Origin of the sequence: Onishia taeanensis, assembly GCF_003268885.1 — a bacterium.
Taxonomy (GTDB): Bacteria; Pseudomonadota; Gammaproteobacteria; order Pseudomonadales; family Halomonadaceae; genus Onishia; species Onishia taeanensis_A.
In genome coordinates this window covers 171,854-191,617 of sequence record NZ_QLSX01000004.1, presented here as the reverse complement: position 1 = coordinate 191,617, position 19,764 = coordinate 171,854, and the positions used below count along the sequence as shown (strand labels likewise).

Annotated in this window: 14 protein-coding genes; 9 read left to right on the top strand and 5 right to left on the bottom strand. The window is 62.7% G+C overall.

The genetic code is table 11. The annotated features are described in order from the left end of the window. The first annotated feature begins 133 nt into the window (after positions 1-133). The gene (locus BCL93_RS07510) at positions 134-955 is read left to right on the top strand and encodes a peptidylprolyl isomerase (protein ID WP_112054664.1); all 822 of its coding nucleotides are present in this window, start codon (positions 134-136) and stop codon (positions 953-955) included. A gap of 35 nt (positions 956-990) precedes the next feature. Here BCL93_RS07510 and cmoB read toward each other — a convergent pair whose 3' ends face one another. After that, positions 991-1,983 carry a tRNA 5-methoxyuridine(34)/uridine 5-oxyacetic acid(34) synthase CmoB gene (gene cmoB, locus BCL93_RS07505; RefSeq protein ID WP_112054663.1) on the bottom strand — a complete coding sequence of 331 codons (993 nt, stop codon included), beginning with the start codon at positions 1,981-1,983 and terminating at the stop codon, positions 991-993. Then, positions 1,984-2,727 (bottom strand): carboxy-S-adenosyl-L-methionine synthase CmoA, encoded by a 744-nt coding sequence (gene cmoA / locus BCL93_RS07500; protein ID WP_112054662.1) that lies wholly within the window; start codon positions 2,725-2,727, stop codon positions 1,984-1,986. A 164-nt stretch (positions 2,728-2,891) separates the two neighbouring features. Here cmoA and pgi point away from each other — a divergent pair, with 164 nt between their 5' ends. Genes pgi through serB form a run of 5 tightly spaced genes read left to right on the top strand, consistent with a single transcriptional unit; the run spans position 2,892 to position 10,770 of the window. Further along, a complete protein-coding gene (gene pgi, locus BCL93_RS07495; RefSeq protein WP_112054661.1) occupies positions 2,892-4,658 on the top strand; it encodes a glucose-6-phosphate isomerase in 1,767 nt (588 codons plus the stop codon). A gap of 28 nt (positions 4,659-4,686) precedes the next feature. Further along, positions 4,687-5,337: a YqiA/YcfP family alpha/beta fold hydrolase gene (locus BCL93_RS07490; protein WP_112054660.1), complete on the top strand. Its 651-nt coding sequence runs from the start codon at positions 4,687-4,689 to the stop codon at positions 5,335-5,337. A gap of 55 nt (positions 5,338-5,392) precedes the next feature. Continuing rightward, positions 5,393-7,273, top strand: coding sequence for a DNA topoisomerase IV subunit B (gene parE / locus BCL93_RS07485; RefSeq protein ID WP_112054659.1), 1,881 nt, complete (start codon positions 5,393-5,395; stop codon positions 7,271-7,273). Between the two features lie 7 nt (positions 7,274-7,280). Further along, complete coding sequence (gene parC / locus BCL93_RS07480; protein WP_112054658.1) at positions 7,281-9,533, top strand: DNA topoisomerase IV subunit A; 2,253 nt, start codon at positions 7,281-7,283, stop codon at positions 9,531-9,533. 10 nt (positions 9,534-9,543) lie between these two features. Next, complete coding sequence (gene serB, locus BCL93_RS07475; protein ID WP_112054657.1) at positions 9,544-10,770, top strand: phosphoserine phosphatase SerB; 1,227 nt, start codon at positions 9,544-9,546, stop codon at positions 10,768-10,770. Between the two features lie 158 nt (positions 10,771-10,928). Here serB and BCL93_RS07470 read toward each other — a convergent pair whose 3' ends face one another. After that, positions 10,929-12,932, bottom strand: a complete 2,004-nt coding sequence (locus BCL93_RS07470) for a sensor domain-containing diguanylate cyclase (RefSeq protein ID WP_146742468.1) — start codon at positions 12,930-12,932, stop codon at positions 10,929-10,931. Between the two features lie 388 nt (positions 12,933-13,320). Between BCL93_RS07470 and BCL93_RS07465 the strand changes: the two genes are divergently transcribed. Then, on the top strand, positions 13,321-13,578 hold the full coding sequence (locus BCL93_RS07465; RefSeq protein WP_112054655.1) for a TIGR02647 family protein: 258 nt from the start codon (positions 13,321-13,323) through the stop codon (positions 13,576-13,578). A gap of 76 nt (positions 13,579-13,654) precedes the next feature. Here the strand turns inward: BCL93_RS07465 and BCL93_RS07460 are convergent, their stop codons facing one another. Next, positions 13,655-15,334, bottom strand: a complete 1,680-nt coding sequence (locus tag BCL93_RS07460; protein ID WP_112054654.1) for a sensor domain-containing diguanylate cyclase — start codon at positions 15,332-15,334, stop codon at positions 13,655-13,657. 326 nt (positions 15,335-15,660) lie between these two features. Here BCL93_RS07460 and BCL93_RS07455 point away from each other — a divergent pair, with 326 nt between their 5' ends. Both BCL93_RS07455 and leuA read left to right on the top strand, forming a co-directional pair. Next, positions 15,661-16,488 (top strand): ion transporter, encoded by an 828-nt coding sequence (locus BCL93_RS07455; protein WP_112054653.1) that lies wholly within the window; start codon positions 15,661-15,663, stop codon positions 16,486-16,488. Positions 16,489-16,838: 350 nt separating this feature from the next. Next, positions 16,839-18,554, top strand: coding sequence for a 2-isopropylmalate synthase (gene leuA / locus BCL93_RS07450; protein ID WP_112054652.1), 1,716 nt, complete (start codon positions 16,839-16,841; stop codon positions 18,552-18,554). A gap of 135 nt (positions 18,555-18,689) precedes the next feature. Here leuA and epmB read toward each other — a convergent pair whose 3' ends face one another. Beyond that, positions 18,690-19,733: an EF-P beta-lysylation protein EpmB gene (epmB, locus tag BCL93_RS07445; RefSeq protein WP_112054651.1), complete on the bottom strand. Its 1,044-nt coding sequence runs from the start codon at positions 19,731-19,733 to the stop codon at positions 18,690-18,692. Positions 19,734-19,764 lie beyond the last annotated feature (31 nt).

The window sequence follows — 19,764 nt, the reverse complement described above, 5'->3', positions numbered from 1 at the left end:
GGCTTTGCTCGGCCATGCGTTGTTGGAGATCGGCTCAAAATGCTCATTTACAAACGCGTAAACTCCGCTTTTTCGCCGATCTCCGCCTAGTCTGGCCGTCGCACGCTCAGTTTTAACGTTGAGGATAATGACCATGCAGAAGATCGATATCGAGCAACTGCCGGGCGGCCAGAGTGCCCCCCCGGTGCAGGTTGGGCGGGTGGTGATCGACGAGGATGCCATCGCCCGGGAGATGCAGTATCACCCGGCCGAGTCGGCGGCCGAGGCGCAGCTCCTGGCCGCCAGGTCGCTGGTGGTGCGCGAGCTGCTGAGCCAGCGCGCCCGTGAACTCGGCCTGCCGTCGGTGGTGGATGACCAGGGCATCGAGAACGATGCCGCCATGACCGAACTGCTGGAGCGCGAACTGGAGGTGCCCGAGCCCGATGAGGCGGCCTGTCGCCGCTTCTTTACGGCGCACCCGACGCGCTTCAGTACGCCCACCCAGCGCCATGTTCGCCATATCCTGCTGGCGGCCGCGCCCGACGACGCCCGGGCCCGCGACGCCCAGTACCAGCTGGGCGAGCGCTTGATCGCCGAGCTGCGTGAGGCGCCTGAACGCTTCACCGAGCTGGCCCAGCGTCATTCCGCCTGCCCCTCGAAGGATGAGGGCGGAGAGCTCGGCTGGCTGGTCTCCGGCCAGACGGTAGCGGAGCTCGACCGGGCGCTGCAGCACCTGACCGAGGGCACCCATGAGCGGCCGCTGGCCTCGCGCTATGGTTGGCATCTGGTCTGCATCAATGCCTGTCGGAAAGGCCGACGTTTGCCCTATGAGGCCGTGGCCGACCGAGTGCGTCATGACCTGCACGAGCAGGCGACGCGCCGGGCGTTGCGCCATTACCTGCTGGCGCTGGAAGAGACCTATGGAGTCGAGGGGGTGGCGCTGGACGACGATGCCGCGGGTGCCCTGATGCAATGAAGTAGGAGGGAGCGCCAAACGTCCCGCGCCTGCTCTTACGCGGGCTTGGTGGCGATCAGCACGGCACGCCGCGGCGCCGGGTGGCCCTCGATCGTGAGGCGGGGGTCCTCGGGGTCGAGGAAATCGGCAAGCGACTGGAAGCTCATCCACTCGGTCGCGCGCTGCTCATCGAGGCTGGTCTCGGCCTCGTCGACCACCCGCACGTCGCTGAAGCCGCAGCGTTCGAGCCAGTGGCTCAAGGCGGCGGAGGAGGGCAGGAAGTAGACGTTGGGCATCGCCGCGTATCGCTCGCCGGGCATGAAAACGGTGGTGGTGTCGCCTTCCACTACCAGGGTTTCCAGCACCAGTTCACCACCGGGGCGCAGGGCATCCTTCAACTGCTGCAAGTGCTCGAGGGGTGAGGGGCGATGGTAAAGCACGCCCATCGAGAACACGGTGTCGAAAGCCTCGAGTTTCTCGGGTACGTCCTCGATGCCCACCGGCAGGAAGTGTGTGCGGCCGCCATCGCCGTCGCCGATGAAATGACGCACCGCCTGGAACTGGTAGAAGAAGCGCGGCGAGGGGTCGATCACCAGCACGAAAGAGGCACCGGCGCCGGCCATACGCCAGGCGTGATAGCCGCTGCCGCCACCTACGTCCAGCACCCGGCGACCGGCCAGCGCCGAGAGGTGCGGATATACTCTTTGCCACTTCCAGTCCGAGCGCCATTCGGTATCGATATGGATGCCGCCCAGCGAATAGGGGCCCTTGCGCCAGGGAGCGAGCTTTTTCAGGAGGTTATGGCACTGTCGCCGTTGAGGCTCAGTCAGTGCCACGTTGACGCTGACCGTGTCCTGATCCAGGTCTGCCCGGCGTTCGTCGGCCAGCGCGGGCAGCTTGGCCACTGCCTTTTCCCAGGCCGGCAGGTCACCGTGGCGCTTGCGGTCAAGGCCACGGGCTAGCTGTTCGGGAAGGCGGGCCAGCCAGGGCTCGAGGCCCTGATCGACGAAGGCGTGATAGAGGCGGCGGTGGGAATCCGGTGACAACACTCAGGCGTCCTTGAAGGCGATGATCGAGGCGAAGTTAAGGTACTGAAACCAAGTGTGGCTGCGCGGGAAGCCGGCGCCGGCAAGGCGCTCATGGTGGGCGGCGAGGGTGTCCGGCACCAGCACGTTCTCGAGCGCGGTGCGCTTCTGGCTGATCTCCATGTCGCTGTAGCCGTTGGCGCGCTTGAAGTCGTGATAGCGCTCGACCAGCCAAGCATTCTCCTGCTCGTCCTCGGCGACGATCTTTTCCGAGAGCACCAGCACGCCGCCGGGCTCCAGGGCGTCGTAAAGTGCCTTGATCACCGCTTCGCGATCGGCGGGCGGCAGGAACTGCAGGGTGAAATTGAGCACGATCATGCCCGAGGAGCGGTAGTCGAGCGCGCGAATGTCGCCCTCGACGACCTCAAAGGCATGCGCCGGGCATTCGGCAGCGAAGGTCTCGCTGGCGCGGCTGACCATCGCCGGCGACAGGTCGACCCCGGTCAGGCGGAAGGCGTCCGCCGGCAGGCGCCCGGCCAGCGCCAGGCCCACTGCGCCTAGCGAACAGCCGAGATCATAAACGTGGGCGCCATGGCGCAGGTGACGTTCGGCGATCACCCCGAGCATGCCCAGTATCTGGCCATAGCCCGGCACCGAGCGACGGATCATGTCAGGGAAGCAGGCCACCACCTGTTCGTCGAAGGAGAAGCGCGCTACCCGGTCCAGGGGTGTCGAAAAGATCGCGTCACGGTAAGATGCGTCAGTCATGGCGTCATGTCGGGGTCATAGCGGAATTTCCGGCATTCTACGCCCCGCGCCGCCCGGCTGCACCCGTTGCGCCGGGCGGCCGTTGTGTACGTGAGTGGTGCCCGTGAATGGTGTTAGTTAATGGTGTTCGTCAACGCGTCGCGCTCGTCAAGGAGAGAGAGTTCATGAGCCATCCGACCCCGATCGATCAGCGGCCCGCCTGGAAGGCGCTGGCGGAGCATGCGCGGGAGATGCGCGAGGTGCATCTGAAGACGCTGTTTCGAGAGGCCGCGACGACGGGCGAGCCTCGCTATCCCCGTTTCTGCCGCCGGGCGGCGGGACTGACCCTGGATCTTTCCAAGCAACGCTTCAGCAACGAGACCTTCGAGGGGCTCCTGGCGCTGGCTCGGGAGGCCGGTGTGCCGGCAGCCATTTCGCGACTGCTGGCCGGCGAACGGGTCAACCATTCCGAGGATCGCCCAGCGCTGCACACCGCGCTGCGCCTGCCGGCGGATGCCCATCTCGAGGTCGAGGGCCAGGATCTGGTGCCCGCGGTGCACGAAACGCTGGATCGCATGGAGGCGATGGTCGACAAGTTCCACGCCGGCCAGTGGCGCGGCGCCACCGGCAAGGCGGTCAGCGATGTGGTCAACCTGGGGGTCGGCGGTTCGGATCTTGGCCCGCTGATGGTCACCCATGCCCTCGCCGACTATCGGCCGCGCGACGTGCACGAGATCAAGGTGCATTTTGCCTCGACCATGGACGGCTCCCAGCTTGCCGATTACCTGTCGCGGCTGAATCCCGAAACCACCCTGTTCGTACTGTCGTCGAAGTCCTTCACCACCATCGACACCTTGTCGAATGCCCGCACCGCCCGGGATTGGCTGCTGAGTCGACTGGTCCACGATGATCACGAGGAGCCCAGCGCCATCGACCGGGCTCTGGTGATGCGTCAGCACTTTATCGGCGTCTCGGCGAGTCTTGAGAAGATGGCCGAGTGGGGCATCGCGCCGGCCAATCAGCTCGAGTTCTGGGAGTGGGTCGGCGGACGTTACTCGCTGTGGGGGGCCATCGGCCTGCCCATCGCGCTGGTAGTGGGCATGGCCAATTTCCGGGCACTGCTGGGCGGCGCCTATGCCATGGACCGCCATTTCCAGGAGGCGCCCCTCGAGGATAACCTGCCAGTGCTGCTGGGCCTCGCCGGTATCTGGAACGTCAATTTCCTGGATATTCGCGCGCACTCGATCCTGCCCTACGACGGCCGGCTCGAGTACTTTGCGAGCTATCTCGAGCAGCTCGAGATGGAGTCCAATGGCAAGTCGGTGACCAACGAGGGGCAGGTGACCGCTTACTCCACCTGCCCGGTGCTATGGGGGCAGCTCGGCCCCAACGCCCAGCACGCCTTCTATCAGCTGCTGCACCAGGGCACCCAGTCGGTGGAGTGCGACTTCATCGCGCCGCTGCGCCGCTATGATCGCGTCGAGGACGCCGAAACCCGCGCGCACCTCAAGGCTCAGCATCGCCTGACGCTCGCCAACTGCTTCGCCCAGTCGCGCCTGCTGATGCTCGGCGATGACGCCATCGAAGACGACGGCCCGCGGCCGAACCACAAGCGCTATCGCGGCAACCAGCCTTCTAGCACCGTGCTGCTCGACCGCCTGACGCCTCATACCCTGGGCGCGCTGATTGCCCTCTATGAGCATAAGGTCTTCGTGCAGGCCACCATCTGGGACATCAACCCTTTCGACCAGTGGGGCGTGGAGCTCGGCAAGCAGATCGCCGGCGAGACCGAGCGTATCCTGGGCTCCCGCGAAGGCCTGGAGACCATGGACGATTCCAGCCAGGGCCTGATCCAGGCGCTGTGGGCCGCCGAGGACCAGGCGAGCAGCGAGGCCAGCGAAGCCAGGGCAGGAATCTCGCGGGCTGGCGCGTCTCGGCGTGAGGTGTCTTGATGCTGGATGCGTATACAGGAAATGCGGTATGCTGAGCGCCGACATCGATCGTGAATCGACCCCGGCGAGCGGCGTGCTCTACCTGCACGGCTTCAATAGCGGCGTAAGTTCGCCCAAGTCGCAACTGATGCGCGCGGCCTGTAGCGTCGTGGAAAGGGCCCCCTTGCCCTGTGAGGCCCCGCAGCTCTCGCATCGCCCCAATGAGGCCCTGGCCACCGCCGAGGCGGCACTCGAGGCCCTGGGCCCACGGCCGCTATTGGTGGGCAGTTCCATGGGCGGCTTTCTGGTCAGTTGCCTTGCCGAGCGGCTGGGCCTTCCCGCGGTGGCCATCAACCCGGCGGTGCGGCCGGCACGTCTGATGCAAAGCTGGATCGGCGAGGCCTTCGTCAACGCGGATACTGGCGAGCGCTTCGTCATCGACCACCGTCACCATGAGGCGCTTGAGGCCCTGACACCGGCCCGGTTGACGCCTGCGCATTACCTTCTGCTGCTGGGTACCGCTGACGAGACGCTGGACTGTCGCGATGCCTTCGAGGCCTACGCGGGATGCTCGACGATCCTGCATCCTGGCGGCGACCACGGCTTCAGCGCACTTGCTGACTATCTGCCGGCGGTGCTGGCCCACGGCGGTCGTCGCCTCGCACCGGGCCGGGTGACCACGATCTTTCATCACGCATGACGACGCCTGGCGGCGTGCCATCCGCCCCGTTCACTGCCAAACACCTGGACAACGCATGACGCAATACAGTGCTAGTTCCATCGAGGTTCTTTCCGGGCTCGAACCGGTGCGAAAGCGCCCGGGGATGTACACGGATACCTCGCGACCCAATCACCTGGCTCAGGAAGTCATCGACAACAGCGTCGATGAGGCCCTGGCCGAGCATGCCCATCACATCCAGCTGCGCCTGCTTGCCGATGGCGGCATCGAGGTTTCGGATGACGGCCGCGGCATGCCCATCGATATTCACCCCGAGCACGGCGTCTCGGGGATCGAGCTGATCCTCACCAAGCTGCATGCCGGTGGCAAGTTCTCCCAGTCGAGCTACCGCTTTGCGGGCGGCCTGCACGGGGTCGGTGTGTCGGTGGTCAACGCCCTGTCGCGGCGCCTCGAGGTCGAGGTGTGTCGCGACGGTAATCGCCACGCCATCGCCTTCGAGCACGGTGAAAAGGTGTCGGACCTGGCCGTTATCGGCAGCTGTGCCAAGCGTGCCACCGGCACCCTGGTGCGCTTCTGGCCCGACGAGAGCTATTTCGACAGCCCCAAGCTTGCCCTGCCGCGGCTGAAGCACCTGCTGCGTGCCAAGGCGGTGCTCTGTCCAGGGCTCAAGGTAACCCTTACCGAGACCGATGGCAGCCAGAGCGAGTGGCAATACGAGGATGGCCTGCGCGACTATCTGGCCCAGGCCACCGACGGCTTCGAAGTGCTGCCGGCCTCGCCGTTCGTTGGCCACTTCGCCGACGACGAGCAGGGCGTCGACTGGGCGCTGCAGTGGCTGCCGGAGGGTGGCGAGCCGCTGATGGAATCCTACGTCAACCTGATCCCCACTCCGCTCGGCGGCACTCACGTCAATGGCCTGCGCTCGGGGCTGCTCGAGGCACTGCGCGAGTTCTGCGAGTACAGAAGCATTCTGCCCCGGGGCGTGAAGCTGACCGCCGACGATTTGTGGGAGCGGGTCAGCTATGTGTTCTCGGTGAAAATGCTCGACCCACAGTTCGCTGGCCAGACCAAGGAGCGGCTGTCCTCCCGGGCGGTGGCGGCCTTTGTCTCCGGCGTGGTCAAGGATGCCTTCTCGCTGTGGCTCAACCACCATGTCGATCAGGCCGAGGCGCTGGCGGAGCTGGTGATCAGCGCCGCCCAGCGCCGCCAGAAGAGCGCCAAGAAGGTCGCTCGCAAGAAGGTCACTTCCGGCCCTGCGCTGCCGGGCAAACTTGCCGACTGCTCAGGTCAGGATCCGGCCGCCAGCGAGCTGTTCCTGGTCGAGGGTGATTCCGCTGGGGGTAGCGCCAAGCAGGCTCGTGATCGCGAAACGCAGGCGATCCTGCCGCTGCGTGGCAAGATCCTCAATACCTGGGAGGTGGAGTCCCACGACATCTATGGCTCTCAGGAGGTTCACGACATCGCCGTGGCCATCGGCATCGACCCGGTCAGCGATGATCTCTCGAAGCTGCGCTACCACAAGATCTGCATCCTTGCCGATGCCGACTCCGACGGACTGCACATTGCTACCCTGCTGTGTGCGCTGTTCGTGCGCCACTTCCCGGCGCTGGTGGCCGCTGGCCACGTGTTCGTCGCCATGCCGCCACTGTATCGCATCGACCTGGGCAAGGAGGTTCACTATGCCCTCGACGAGAGCGAGAAGGCGGCGATTCTCAAGCGCCTGGAAGGCAAGCGCGGCACCGTCAACGTCCAGCGCTTCAAGGGCCTCGGCGAGATGAGCCCGCTGCAGTTGCGCGAGACCACCATGGCCGCCGATACGCGCCGTCTGGTGCAGCTGACCCGTGAGGATGGCGACGGCACCTTCGAGATGATGGACATGCTGCTCGCCCGCAAGCGCGCCAGTGATCGCAAGAGCTGGCTCGAGGACTACGGCAATCTCGCAGACATAGAGGTTTGATTCCCCGATGACCATGGATATTCAGGTGGCGGAGGGGGACGTCGAGCGTCTTTCCCTTCGCGAGTACACCGAAAAGGCGTACCTCGACTACTCGATGTACGTGATTCTCGACCGTGCGCTGCCCCACATCGGCGACGGCATGAAGCCGGTGCAGCGGCGCATCGTCTACGCTATGCGCGAGCTTTCGCTCAGCGCCAACGCCAAGTACAAGAAGTCGGCGCGCACCGTCGGCGACGTACTCGGCAAGTTTCACCCGCACGGTGACAGCGCCTGCTACGAGGCGATGGTGCTGATGGCCCAGCCGTTCAGTTACCGCTATCCGCTGGTGGATGGCCAGGGCAACTGGGGCAGCCCCGACGACCCCAAGTCCTTCGCCGCCATGCGCTACACCGAGGCGCGGCTGTCCAAGTTTTCCGAGGTGCTGCTCAGCGAACTGGGGCAGGGCACCGTCGACTGGACGCCCAACTTCGATGGCACCATGAACGAGCCGGTGGTGCTGCCGGCCAAGTTGCCCCATGTGCTGCTCAACGGCGGTACCGGCATCGCCGTGGGCATGGCCACCGATATACCGCCCCATAACGTCAACGAGGTGGTCGAAGCGACCTGCCACCTGCTGCGCCACCCTGAGGCGACGACGGCCGATCTGCTCGAGTATGTGCCGGCGCCGGACTTTCCCTCTGCCGCTGAAATCATCACCCCGCGCTCTGATCTGCGTAAGCTTTATGAGAGTGGCCGTGGCTCGGTCAAGCTGCGTGCCCGTTACACCCTGGAAGAGGGCAAGGTGGTGATCACCGCGCTGCCTTACCAGGTAAGCGGGTCCAAGGTACTCGAGCAGATCGCCGCCCAGATGCAGGCCAAGAAGCTGCCGATGGTTGCCGACCTGCGCGACGAATCGACCCACGAGACTCCGACGCGATTGGTTATCGAGCCGCGCTCCAACCGGGTCGATATCGAGGCCCTGATGGCACACCTGTTCGCCACCAGCGATCTCGAGAAGAACATCCGCGTCAACATGAATGTGATTGGCCTGGATGGCCGGCCGCGGGTCATGCCCCTGCCGCAAATGCTTGGCGAATGGCTCAACTTCCGCCGCACGACCGTGCGCCGGCGCCTCGAACATCGCCTGGGCAAGGTCGAGGATCGCCTGCATATTCTCGAGGGTCTGCTGGCGGCCTACCTCAATATCGATGAGGTGATCCGTATCATTCGGGAAGAGGACGAGCCCAAGGCCGCGCTGATCCAGGCCTTCGATCTCTCCGAGCGTCAGGCAGAGGCCATCCTTGAGCTGCGTTTGCGCCACTTGGCCAAACTCGAGGAGTTCAAGATTCGCGGCGAGCAGGACGAGTTGGCCGCTGAGCGTAAGCACCTCAAGACGCTGCTGGGTAGCGAGGAAGCACTCACCGACCTGATCGAAGATGAGTTGCGCGAGGCTGCCAAGGAACACGGCGATGATCGCCGTGCGCCGCTGGTCGAGCGCGGCGAGGCCAAGGCGCTGTCTGAAGTCGAGCTTCTCGGCGCCGATCCGGTCACCGTGGTGCTGTCCGAGAAGGGCTGGATTCGCTCGGCCAAGGGGCACGAGATCGACCCCGCCGGGCTCAGCTACAAGTCCGGCGACCGCTTCCACCTGGCGGCGCGAGGCAAGACCAATCAGCCGCTGGTGCTGCTTGACGATACCGGGCGAGCTTACACCCTGGCCGCCCATAACCTGCCCAGCGCCAGAAGCCAGGGCGAGCCGATTACCGGTCGCGTCAACACCGCGGCTGGGGCGCATATGGCCGGGCTGATGCTGGCGCCCCCCGAGACTCGCTATCTGCTGGCGTCCGACGGCGGCTATGGCTTCATTGCCCGGCTCGAGGACCTGATCGGCAAGAACAAGGCCGGCAAGGCCATCCTCTCGGTACCCAAGGGCTGTGCTGTGATTCCGCCGCTGGCGGTGCCGAGCGGTGAGGGCGTGCAGGTTGCCGCCGTCTCCAACGAAGGGCGCCTGCTGGTGTTTGCCCTCGAACAGCTACCGGAGATGGCCAAGGGCAAAGGCAACAAGATGCTCGATATTCCCGGCACCCGAGCCACCCAGCGCGAAGAGTTCATGCGCGACCTGGTGATGCTGCCTGAAGGGGCCGCGCTGGTGGTGCATGCCGGCAAGCGCAAGCTGACGCTCAAGCCGAGCGATCTCGATTACTATACCGGTGAACGCGGGCGTCGCGGCAGCAAGCTGCCTCGCGGCTTCCAGAAGGTTGACCGCCTCGCCATTGAAGACTGAGGGAAGGCTCATGACACGACGACTCTTGATTCGCGCCACGGGCCAGGCCCATCCCGGCCAGCTCGCCGGCCTAGGAAGCGCCCTGGCCCGCGCCGGGGCCCGCCTGTTGGACATCAATCAGAGCGTGACCTTCGATATCCTGTCGCTGGAGGCGCTGGTCGGGCTTGATCATGACAGCGACCTGGAGGCGATTCTCGCTGAGGCTGGCGATACCTTGGGGCTCGACATCCAGGCGGTGCAGGTGGGTGCCGAGGACTATCAGCGCTGGAGCGCCCAGGAAAGTCGGCCACGGCTGATCCTGACCCTGCTGGCGCCGCATCTCCCTGCGGGCATTCTTGCCGAGGTCGGCGCCCTGACCGCCGAACATGACCTGACCGTCGAGCTGATCCATCGTCTGTCAGGCCGTGAGCCGCTGGATGGCAGCGTGGCCGGAGAGGGCAGCGATCGTCACCCCATGGGCGCCTGCGTCGAGTGTTGGCTGCGCGGTGAGGAAGTCGACCTGACCGCCTTGCGTGAAAAGGCCCTGGCGCTGGGCGCCATGCACGGCGTGGATATCGCCATTCAGGAGGATTCGATCTGGCGTCGCCACCGTCGGCTGGTGTGCTTCGACATGGACTCGACGCTGATCCAGACCGAAGTGATCGACGAGCTGGCCCGGCGCCACGGCGTGGGCGATGAGGTGGCAGCGGTCACCGAACGGGCGATGCGCGGCGAGCTGGATTTTCAGCAGAGCTTTCGCGAGCGGATGAGCAAGCTGAAGGGCCTGGACGAGGCGGTGCTCGCCGACATCGCCGAGAACCTGCCGTTGATGGACGGCGTCGAACGCCTGATGGGCCACCTCAAACGGTTGGGATATCGCACCGCCATCCTCTCCGGTGGCTTTACCTACTTCGCCGATTACCTGCAGCAGAAGCTTGGCTTTGATGAAGTCCATGCCAATGAGCTGGTCATCGAGAATGGCAAGGTCACCGGCGAGGTGCGTGAGCCGATCCTCGATGCCGAGCGCAAAGCCTATCTGCTGCGCGAGATCGCCCGCCGCGAGGGGCTGGCGCTGGAGCAGACCATTGCCGTGGGTGACGGCGCCAACGATTTGAAGATGCTAGCCACAGCGGGACTCGGTATCGCCTTTCGGGCCAAGCCGCTGGTGCGTCAGCAGGCCAGTCATTCGCTTTCGACACTGGGTCTCGATGCAGTGCTCTATCTGATCGGCTATCGCCAGAGCGATCTTGAGGGCTGAGGGCTTCTGGCGCGAGCCTCATCCTCCAGGCGAGCTGCATTCACTATGCGAGCCAACAAGCGAACCATGGGTAAGCCGCTCAGCTGTTGTCCGATCGGGTGTTGTTCTAACCCGTTACGCCTGAGCTTACGTGCTCAAGTCGGTTCCCGGGGCTGTCATCAGGTGTCGCCGGGAAGGCTCTCCACGCGATTACGCCCCCGGCGCTTGGCTCGATAGAGCGCCTCATCGACGGCTTTCCCCGACTCCGCTAGGGTCATACCGCGATGGAACTCCACGACCCCCAGGCTCACGGTCACGCTGCCGACATCGTCGAAGGATGTCGCTTCGATGCTGGCGCGAACCCGTTCTGCCAGCTTGATGGCGCCGTCCAGGTGCGTGTGGCCGGCCAGCAGCATGAATTCATCGCCGCCCCAGCGACCGACTTCGTCACTGTCACGCAGCTGCCGGATGATGACATCGGTCAGTGCCTTGAGCACACTGTCGCCGACATCGTGTCCGTACTCATCATTGATGTCCTTGAAACAGTCGATATCGAGCATGATTAGCGAAAAAGGCGTGTCGTAACGCTCGAGGTCGTTGATAGCCTGCTCCTGCAGCCGATAGAGTCGGGTGCGGTTGCAGATGCCGGTCAGCCGGTCATGTTCGGCGAGATGCTTGAGCTCTTCTTCCAATATCTTCTGCTTGCGGATGTCATGGAAGACGTAGATATAGTGCTCGATCTCACCTTGGCCGTTGGTCAGGGTGGAGATGGACTGCCATAAAGGCAGAGTTTCGCCGTTTTGATGTCGATACCAGTATTCTCCCTCCCAGTACCCGCTGACCGACAGAGTGAATTGGACACGCTGGTAGAAGGTGGCATCGTGCTGGTCGGATTGCAGCAACTGAGGGGACTGGCCAACGGCTGCTTGAAGCGTATAGCCGGTGATCGAGGTAAAAGCATCGTTGACGCGTTCGATGATCTGCTGTCGGTTGACGATCATTACCCCTTGCCCGGTATGAAAGGAGACAGCCATCAGCCGGTGCTCGGCCTCAAGCGCCTTGTGCTGCGTCAGGTCATGCATGATGGTTGAGAAGTGCGTGGTCTCGCCTTGCGCGTTGCGGTGAGCGATCAGCGTCTGCTGAACCGGGATCTCTTCGCCCAGGGCATTTCGAATCTTGCCTTCCCCCTGCCAATAGCCGTTTCTCAGCGCCTCCGGTATTGCGTTCTCACGTAGGTGCTGCCAGATATCCGCCAGCTGATGGAAGACGATATGCTCATCGGGAGATGACGAGGCCAACTGGTGGCCTATCAGCTTCTTGCCGGCTGGGTTGTAATAGAACGGCCGTGCCTCGGTGTCCGCCATGGAGATCAAGTCGGGGGTTGCTTCGATGATTTCGCTCAGCCGTCGATGCTCCTGCTCGAGCATTCGACGTTCGGTAATATCGATACCTACGCTCTGGAACTCCCTTGGCGTGCCGTTCTCATCACAGAAGGCGCGACTGGTCCAGTGCACCCAGCGCGTCTTACCCTGGCTATCGGTTACCTGGTTCTCGAACGCGCGAATCGGTGTCTGGTCACTGAAGTCAGCCAGGTGTTCTCGGATGGCGTCCTGCTGTTCGGCGGGCAGCAGGTCGCCCCAGCGCTTGCCGACCAGGGCGTCTTGATGCTTACCGGTCAGCTTAGACAAGGGAGCGTTGATGAAGAGAATCGTGGTGTCGGGCAGGTAACGCACCACGAAATGAGGGTGCTGCTCGATCAGGTCGCGATACTCGGCTTTCTGGGCGGCCAGCTCGGCTTCTGCTCTGGTGCGTTCGGTTACGTCATGGATGATCGAGTGAAGCAACTGGCATCCGTGGCGCGTCATCGGGCTACTGTAGACCTCGACATCACGCAGCTCGCCGTTGGCCAGGCGGTGCTGGAAACGGAAAAAGCGCCGCTCTTCGCGCTGCGCTAATTGAAGTTCCCGCCTGAGGGCCGCGTCATCAAGAGGATTGATGTCGCGAATGTTCAGTCGCTCGATCGCTGATCGGGAATAGCCGTAAAACGAAAGCGCCGACTCATTAGCATCGATGATCTGTCCGCTATCGACCTCTATCAACAGCTTGGGTGCGGTATTTTGCCGAAACATGGCGTCGAAGAGCTGATTCGATTCCCGCTTCCACTGATCGCGCTCTAGTCTCATATGCTCAAGATCAGCCTGCAGTCGCTTTATCTGACCTTCATCATCCCGCTGGCCTGCGTCTAAGGAAGCGTCACTGGCTTGGTTCTCGTTTTTCCCTTGGGAGGTCACAGCGCACTCCTTACTGTCAGATCCGTCTGATGATCCGCATCTTTGGCTTATATATTCCTGATGCTATACCGGTATTTTTCTATTCAGCGTGTCCCTAGAGATAGCGTGGTGCATTCCGCCCATATTCACCTGCGCATCGTGACTATTGCGTTGAAAAAAGTCTCCGGGTCACAGGATCGTAATCGATGGGACGATATTGGCGTTTGCGGATGAGGTAGCTCTGGTGCCGTGGCGGATGGCGGGCTAGTTTGTGAGAGTCACTTACTTGTATGAGGTCGCCATGCCCACATCCCGTTTCTCGCCGGAGCTGTTCGAGGAAATGAAGATCCTTGGCCTGTTCAACCTGACCACGACCCAAGAAGGCATCAAGGTACATTCGAACGCTACGCCGGAAGCCATTTCGGCTGCCCGCCGGCTTCATGACAAGGGCCTGATTACGCAGGACGACGGCGGATACCTGACGAGCCTCGGTCACGAAGCCGCCCAGCACGCTCAGGATTTGCTGACCATCCTAGTAACCGAGAAGCTAGCCAGCTAGTCCGCTGCAGGTCTCGCATTACACGCCCCGTCCCGCCATGCTGCAGGGCGGGGCGTTTGATTATGGTTATGGCGGTCTAGAGTACTTCGATCCTATTGCGCCCTCGGTGCTTGGCCATGTAGAGGGCGTGATCGGCACGCTGATAGAGACTGGCGGCATCGTCGTCCTGTCGCCCCTGGGTGAGGCCAAGGCTGATGGTCACCGACAGCGGCGGTTCCGGGTCCATTGGCAGCGAGAAAGATTCGACGGCCCGGCGCAGCCGTTCCGCTACACGACGAGCCGTAAACAAGGGAGTGGCGTGCATCAGCAGCATGAATTCCTCACCGCCCAGTCGACCGATCAGATCTCCCTCACGTACGCCTTCCGCCAGTGTGTCAGCAACTCCGCGCAGTACTCGATCGCCAACGTCGTGCCCATGACGGTCGTTGATACGCTTGAAGAAGTCGATATCGATGATCGCCAAGCTGATGGCATAGCGTCGGGTGATGGCTTCATCCAGGGCCCGGTCGATTCGAGCGCGGTTGGGTAGCCCGGTCAGCGCATCGGTCAGCGCCAGATGGTTGATGGCTTCCCGTTCCTTGGCCCAGCGTTCAGAGGTGAGATACCTGGTGATCAGATGCTCAACAGCATCGCCGACCAGGCGCACCAGCTCGATTTCCAGCGCGGTGAACGACATCTGTCGTGCTTTAGGGCTCGAAAAGTTGAGGGTGCCCCACACTTCGCCGTTGATGATCAGCGGGACGCCAATGTAGCTCTCCAGCGGGAAGCGCTGATAGCAGGGGTGGCCCTGAAAAAGCGGGTTCTCGCCGGCATGGACGGTGCCCAGCACATCGTCAGCTTCTAGCGTCAGGCAGCAGAACGTCTCCCCCAGGGAAAACTGTGCCCCAGGCTCTAGCCCGGATTGCTGGCTGACCACATGACGCACCTTGTAGATGTCGCCGCTGACTTGGCTGACGATGCCGATCTCTAGGCCCAGGAAGTCGAGCGCCAGGGTCAGGAGGTCATCGATAGTGCTGTCATGCTCGTCGGGTCGATTGTGGACAATGTGATGAATCTGCTTCAGTAGACGTATCGTGGCGCCGTATTCGCTGACGTCCTCGATAGCGGCGAAGAACCCTTTTACGCTGCCATCCGCGGCCATGTCCGGCACATACTGGACGCGGCACTCCAAGACACTGCCGTCTTTCAAGGGTAGGGTCTCTTCGTACTGCACGCGTTCGCCGGATAGGACCCGCTCGTAGAACGGGGTCAGCCGCTTCCACGTTGCCTCGCCGAGGATCACTTCGATATGTTGCCCGCACAGTGTGCCACGGGTCTTTCCGAAGAAGGCCTCGTAGCTCGCGTTGACGAAGCGGTAACGCAGCTCGTTATCGATGCTTGCCACCATGACTGGCAGGGCATCGATCATCGACACCAATGAGTCATGTCCCAACCCCGCTTGGCGTTCTCGTACCCGGCTTAACACCAGCCCCGCGGTCGGCGTCGGCATGGCTTTCCAATGCGTCTGGTTACCGTTGGGCCAGAGCGTCGTGACTTCACCAGGCAGGCGACGTATCAGCAGTGCCGACAGGGTCGTCTCCAAAGCCGCCATGCCATCGGGGGCGACGCAGTCAGTCAGCATCTGACCCGACAGATCCGTGGTGTCTACATCGGTCAGGGTGCCCAGCTGTTCGCTGATCCGCAGTTGGTGATCTAGCAGCAGGTAGACGTCGTTATGAAGTGCGGCAGCGCAACGAAGCCAGCTGTCATGAGGCATGGCGAACTCGCTCGATCATATGTTCAAGCCTCTTGGGGTGGACTGGCTCATGGCGCCTGATGAATGGTATATCGTATACCGCCGAGTGAAAGAAGAGGGGGAAAGTACGGTATCCCTGTGATTGCCATCACGACCCCGTGCTATTCTCGCGGGCGCTAGGCCCAAGGCCGATGAGCATGGTCGATGACGGCCAGTGATTAATGCCTAGGCCCACGCCCGATCAGACCAGGTCGACTTGTAGCGAGCCCCTTGGAAAGAGTCGCCAAGAGAAAGTCGTCAAGAAAAAGTCGCCAAGAAAGAGCCCCCGAAAAGAGACCCCATCCCCGATGAGCGAACCCTTCAACACCTGGCAGGCCCGCTTCGAGCGGCTGCGCGCCAATAAGCTGTTCGAGACCTGCGTGATCGCCATCATTCTCGTCTCGGCATTGTTGATCGGTGCCAAGACCTATGAAGAACAGACTAGTCGCTTCGAGCAGGCGCTGTACTACTTCGACTGGGCGGTGACGCTTTTCTTTCTTGTCGAGATTCTGATTCGCCTGGCCGCTGAACGCTCGGTCAAGGACTTCTTCAAGAGCGGCTGGAACATCTTCGATACCCTGATTGTCGTGGCAAGCTTGATACCGCTGGACGACTCGGAAATGGTGTTGCTGGCACGGCTGTTGCGCGTCTTCCGGGTGCTGCGCCTGGTATCGATGATTCCCGAGCTGCGCATTCTGCTGGCGGCGCTGATCAAGTCGATTCCCCGCATGGGCTACGTGGCCCTGCTGATGTTCATCATTTTCTACATTTATGCCGCGCTCGGCAGCTTCCTGTTTAATGACGTCGATCCTTTCCTGTGGGACAACATCTCGGTGGCTATGCTGACACTGTTTCGCATCGCGACCTTTGAGGATTGGACCGATGTCATGTACGCCACCCAAGAGCTGTATGCTTGGAGCTGGCTGTATTATTTAACCTTTATCTTCCTGACTGCGTTCATCTTTCTCAATATGATGATCGGTATCGTGCTCGACGTGATGCAGAAGGAAAGCGTGCAGATGGAGATCGAGAATGGCACTGGCGAGGCCGGCGAACTGCATGCCTTGCGTCGTGATGTCAGGGCCCTGAGCGAGCAGATCACTCGGTTGGAGGAGGGGCTGTCCCGGGATCGCTAGTTGACAAGCACTCGTCAGCCTGATTTGCTTGGGCACATGAATACGACATCTTTTGACCTCCGCCTAGACCTACGACTACTACTAGCTGGCCTTTGAGCCCGCCGGGCGACGCCTCGCGTTGCATTTTAGAGTCCAAGTTGTTCAGGTCGTTGAGGTAGCAAGATGTCAGTCAGCCACATGTCTACAAACGTATGCGCCGTCGCTTCTTTTTGGGCTTTCATGCCTCGAAGCCACCGCTGCGTGTTCGTATACCGCTATATTTCCGCGACCGACGCCCCGGCCTGCCCTCAGCAGCCGGGGCGTCGTCGTATGTGCACGCCATCACTCACCCCGCGCCAGGAGTTCACGCCATGATGCTCGCCGACCCGTCCAGTAAATACCGCCCCTTCGTTGCCGTTGATCTGCCCGATCGCCAGTGGCCCAGCCGGCGCATCGAGACGCCGCCGCTGTGGTGTAGCGTTGACCTTCGCGATGGCAACCAGGCGCTGATCGATCCGATGGATCTCGAGCGCAAGAAGCGTTTCTTCGATCTGCTGGTTCAGGTGGGGTTCAAGCAGATCGAGATCGGCTTCCCGTCCGCCTCGCAGATCGACTTCGACTTCGCCCGCGAGCTGATCGAGGACGACCTGGTGCCGGATGACGTGACCATCCAGGTGTTGACCCAGGCGCGCCCGCATCTGATCGACCGGACCTTCGAGGCCTTGAAGGGCGCGAAGAAGGCCATCGTGCACGTGTACAACGCGACTGACCCGGTATTTCGCCGCGTGGTATTCAACGTCGACAAGAGCGATTGCATCAAGATCGCCTGCGATGCCACTGCCCTGATTCGTCAGCGCATGGAAGAGTCCCCGGAAACCGACTGGACCTTCCAGTACTCGCCGGAGCTCTTTACTACCACCGAGATGGATTTCGCGGTCGAGATCGTCGACGAGGTCATGGCGACCTATGGCGCCACGGCCGAGAAGCCGATGATCGTTAACCTGCCGGCGACGGTGGAGTGCGCGACCCCCAACAACTATGCCGATCAGGTCGAGTGGTTCTGCCGTCACATCAGCCACCGTGATCACCTGATCGTCAGTGTTCACCCGCACAACGACCGGGGCACCGGCGTGGCCGCCGCCGAATTGACCGTGATGGCCGGCGCCGATCGCGTCGAGGGCACCCTGTTCGGCAACGGTGAGCGCACCGGTAACGTCGATATCGTCACCCTGGCCATGAATCTCTATACCCAGGGCGTGCACCCGGCGCTCGACTTCTCCAACATCACCCCGATCATGCGTGAGGTCGAGCACTGCAACCAGTTGCCGGTTCACCCGCGTCACCCCTATGTCGGCGATCTGGTGTTCACGGCCTTCTCAGGCTCTCACCAGGATGCCATCAAGAAGGGCATGAACGCGCGCCGCGATAACCCGGATGCGGTATGGGAAGTGCCTTATCTGCCGATCGATCCGATGGACGTTGGCCGCAGCTACGAGGCAGTGATCCGCGTCAACAGCCAGTCAGGCAAGGGCGGTATCTCTTACCTGCTCGAGCAGGAGCACGGCATCGAGCTGCCGCGCCGCCTGTCCATCGAATTCAGTCAGGTCGTGCAGGAAGTGGCCGATCGTACCGGCCGCGAAATCACCTCAAAAATGATCTACCAGGCCTTCAGCGACGAATACCTGGACAAGGCCGCCCCCTATGGTCTGATCAACCATCGTCTGTCTTCAGAACCGGACAGCCCGCGGGTACACCTCGAGGCGCTGATCGAGCACAAGGGCGAGCGCGAGACTATCCGCGGTGAAGGCAACGGGCCCTTGGCCGCCTTCATCAAGGCGCTGGTGGCTCACGGTGTGGATGCCGAGATCATTGACTATCACGAGCATTCCCGCGGGCAGGGCGCCGATGCCGAGGCCATTGCTTACGTCGAGGTGCGTGTCGGCGAGAAGGCGATCTTCGGCGTGGGGATTGACGAGAGCATCACCGCCGCGTCCATGAAGGGTGTGATCGGCGCACTCAACCGCCACCTGGCCGACGAGCCGGTAGCGGCCAACGTCACGGCGGACAGCCTGGCGGCGGCGAAGTGATCGGTATGACGCGATAATGTGATGGCAAACCAGCGCCCCCGCGACCGAATGGTCGCGGGGGCGTTTCGTTGGGCGGCTGAAGCTGGTCGAGCAGAGGCTTGGCGCCGTGATGCCTGGTGAATCTGCCTTGAATCGCTAGAGCGGCGTCTTGCTGGCGGCGCCGGGCACTTCACGCACCAGTCGCGGCATCAAGAACCCGGGCAGCCGATCTCGCAGCGCCTCCACCAGCGAGCGCGCTTCCTCATCGGCCACGTCGAAATGGGCGGCACCGCTCACCGGGTCGAGCACATGCAGGTAGTAGGGCAGTACCCCGGTCTCGAAGAGTCGCTCTGAAAGTGCGGCCAGGGCCGCCACGCTGTCGTTGACGCCGCGCAGCAGCACGCTCTGGTTGAGCAGGGTGACGCCTGACGCCGTGAGTCGCTTACAGGCCGCCGCCACGTGCTCGTCGATTTCCTGGGCATGGTTGGCGTGCAGCACCACCACCTTCTGCAGTCGCGTGCTGCCCAGCCAGTCGAGCAGTGCTTCGTCGATGCGGGCTGGAATCACCACCGGCAGCCGCGTGTGGATGCGCAGCCGCTTGAGGTGAGGAATCTCCTCGAGGCGTGCGACCAGCCAGGCGAGCTGGCGATCACTCGCCGCCAGCGGATCGCCGCCGGAGAGAATCACCTCATGAATCGAGGCATCCTCGCGCAGGTAATCGAGGGTTGCCTGCCACTGGGCCCTGGAGGGCGAGTTCTCCTGATAGGGGAAGTGGCGGCGGAAACAGTAGCGGCAGTTGATGGCACAGGTCGGGCTCGCGATCAGAAGCACACGGCCGGCGTACTTGTGAATCAGCCCCCGGCGCGGGGTGTGGTCGGCTTCCTCGAGCGGGTCGGCGATGAAGCCGTCTACGGCATCGGTTTCGGCGACCAGCGGCAGTACCTGGCGCAGCAGCGGATCGTCCGGGTCGCCCGGGCGGATGCGGGAGAGGTAGGCCTCGGGTACGCGCACCTCGAACAGGGCATGGCCGTCTCGCGCACCGGGCAGGGCCTCGTCGCCAAGCCCCAGGCGGCGGCACAGTTCGGCGGGGTCGCGGACCACGTCAGCCAGCTGACGCTGCCAGGCCGGCGAGGTGGATGTAGGGGACGACGAGGCAAGGTCGCTTGCAATCTGCACATTGGCAGGGCTTCGGGTTATCATGCGCACACACTATCAGAGGGCGAGGGCTTGG

Coding starts and splice junctions, on each gene's coding strand:
- BCL93_RS07510 (WP_112054664.1), top strand. CDS start 134: ATGCAGAAGATCGATATCGAGCAACTGCCGGGCGGCCAGAGTGCCCCC.
- cmoA (WP_112054662.1), bottom strand. CDS start 2,727: ATGACTGACGCATCTTACCGTGACGCGATCTTTTCGACACCCCTGGAC.
- pgi (WP_112054661.1), top strand. CDS start 2,892: ATGAGCCATCCGACCCCGATCGATCAGCGGCCCGCCTGGAAGGCGCTG.
- BCL93_RS07490 (WP_112054660.1), top strand. CDS start 4,687: ATGCTGAGCGCCGACATCGATCGTGAATCGACCCCGGCGAGCGGCGTG.
- parE (WP_112054659.1), top strand. CDS start 5,393: ATGACGCAATACAGTGCTAGTTCCATCGAGGTTCTTTCCGGGCTCGAA.
- parC (WP_112054658.1), top strand. CDS start 7,281: ATGACCATGGATATTCAGGTGGCGGAGGGGGACGTCGAGCGTCTTTCC.
- serB (WP_112054657.1), top strand. CDS start 9,544: ATGACACGACGACTCTTGATTCGCGCCACGGGCCAGGCCCATCCCGGC.
- BCL93_RS07470 (WP_146742468.1), bottom strand. CDS start 12,932: ATGAGACTAGAGCGCGATCAGTGGAAGCGGGAATCGAATCAGCTCTTC.
- BCL93_RS07465 (WP_112054655.1), top strand. CDS start 13,321: ATGCCCACATCCCGTTTCTCGCCGGAGCTGTTCGAGGAAATGAAGATC.
- BCL93_RS07460 (WP_112054654.1), bottom strand. CDS start 15,334: ATGCCTCATGACAGCTGGCTTCGTTGCGCTGCCGCACTTCATAACGAC.
- BCL93_RS07455 (WP_112054653.1), top strand. CDS start 15,661: ATGAGCGAACCCTTCAACACCTGGCAGGCCCGCTTCGAGCGGCTGCGC.
- leuA (WP_112054652.1), top strand. CDS start 16,839: ATGATGCTCGCCGACCCGTCCAGTAAATACCGCCCCTTCGTTGCCGTT.
- epmB (WP_112054651.1), bottom strand. CDS start 19,733: ATGATAACCCGAAGCCCTGCCAATGTGCAGATTGCAAGCGACCTTGCC.